Source organism: Salegentibacter sp. 24 (assembly GCF_004362395.1).
Taxonomy (GTDB): Bacteria; Bacteroidota; Bacteroidia; order Flavobacteriales; family Flavobacteriaceae; genus Salegentibacter.
On the sequence record NZ_SNWE01000054.1, the window covers coordinates 1 to 1,682 of the forward strand.

Annotated in this window: 1 protein-coding gene; it reads right to left on the minus strand. The window is 37.2% G+C overall.

Translation table 11 applies throughout. The features are described from left to right. Positions 1-33: 33 nt before the first annotated feature. Positions 34-1,563 (minus strand): IS1634 family transposase, encoded by a 1,530-nt coding sequence (locus tag DET49_RS18315; protein WP_133550301.1) that lies wholly within the window; start codon positions 1,561-1,563, stop codon positions 34-36. Between the last annotated feature and the right edge of the window lie 119 nt (positions 1,564-1,682).

Genomic DNA, 1,682 nt, shown 5'->3' on the forward strand with positions numbered 1-1,682 from the left:
TTTCCTGTTTTGTGCATGGGGACACCCGAGCTTCTAAGATAGATTTCTATCTAAATCGAAGAGGTTTACTAAATCCTTTTGTTCTTCATTTTTGAGAACTAACCTATTGTGTTTTGCTGAAGAATAAGGGGATTGTATGCTTACCTGATAAATAGTTTTCAGGATGTCTATCGCTTTTTCAGGGCTCAGACTTGATTCTTTGGTTTTTAATTGTCGTTCCAATTCTTTATAGACCTTACAGGCTGCGAAGGACACGCAAATATGAGCTTCTATTCTTCTTCGCAATCTATGGTAGATAGGGCGTATCTTTAAATCTGATTTAGCTATGCGAAAGGTCTTCTCAATAGTCCAGAGTTCTCTGTATTGATCGATCACCTGCTTAGAAGGCAGATCTGTATTTGTGGCAAATCCTTTTAGACCATCCCATTTGGCATCATCTTCAAATTTCTGGTAATCGATAAGGATGTCTACCTTACCTTCTATTTTTAAATATTTATTGAAGCCTTTGTTATTAATATGAGTTTTATTGAGTTTACCCGATTTAAGTCTCTTTTCCAGTCGCTCAAGACCGCGTTTTCTATTATGTGCATCCTTGTGGGCCCGCTGCTCTTTAAAGTTAATAATTAATCGCTGCTGCTCCTTTGTTACTTCCGCATATTCTTTATCCTTCAAGTCCAGACCCAGGATTTGTTTCTTAATTGAATCTGGCTCATTTTTTATTCTGGCACCTAAAATGTATTTATAATTTTTCTGCGTTAACAATTCGATATTTCTCTTGGAAAGTAAACCAGAATCAGCCACTATTGTGAGATGTTGTGATTGATATTTTGTTGAAAAATGATCCACTACCGGTAACAGGGTGTCTCCTTCATATTTGTTGCCCTCAAAAATGTGGTAATCGATGGGGTACCCTCCATCACTTACGAGCAATCCCAATACAATTTGTGGGTTTTGATGTTTTCCGTCCTTACTAAAACCGGTAATTCTAAGCTCATCTTCCTTGGAAGCCTCAAAATATAAGGTAGTCACATCATAAAATACAACTGATAAAGCATTGTCGTACAAACTTAAGGTATGCTTTAAACTGATTTGCTTAATCTGCTCCATTTGTTCCTTATGGAGCTTATCAAGATAGCGGTAGACACTGTAAACACTTATTTCTACACCTTTATACTTGAATAGATAATCCACAGTTCTAAGTTTACTTACCGGGTAAATTAAGCGGGTAATAACTAAATGGCGGAAGAGCTCTTCCTCAATAGTATTAAATCCAATTTCATCAAATAATTTACCTAAAAGTAACTCAGGACCCACCAGGTAAAAAGTGTCCAAACTATTCATAAAAGCATCGACAAATTCCAGCTCTTTATCTCTATCAAAACTCATGGAAACCTGACCAGCAAGCTTAACAATCCGCTGCTTCCCTTTCTTTACCAGGTGTTCAATCTCTTGAGGATCGTCTGAACTACCGACCGTTTCACGCACAACATATTTACCAGATGACTTATCAATAATCTGGATGCTGATTAAACCACTTTTATTAGGCTTCTTTCTGACGAACATAATCCTGATAAAAATAGCATTTTGCTCTTAAAAAAAGCTGGGACACCCTGTGCAAAACATAAACTCCAGTATTTACAAGGGGTTAGAGGTGATGAAGGAAGGAGCCGCACAAAACAGGA

Coding starts and splice junctions, on each gene's coding strand:
- DET49_RS18315 (WP_133550301.1), bottom strand. CDS start 1,563: ATGTTCGTCAGAAAGAAGCCTAATAAAAGTGGTTTAATCAGCATCCAG.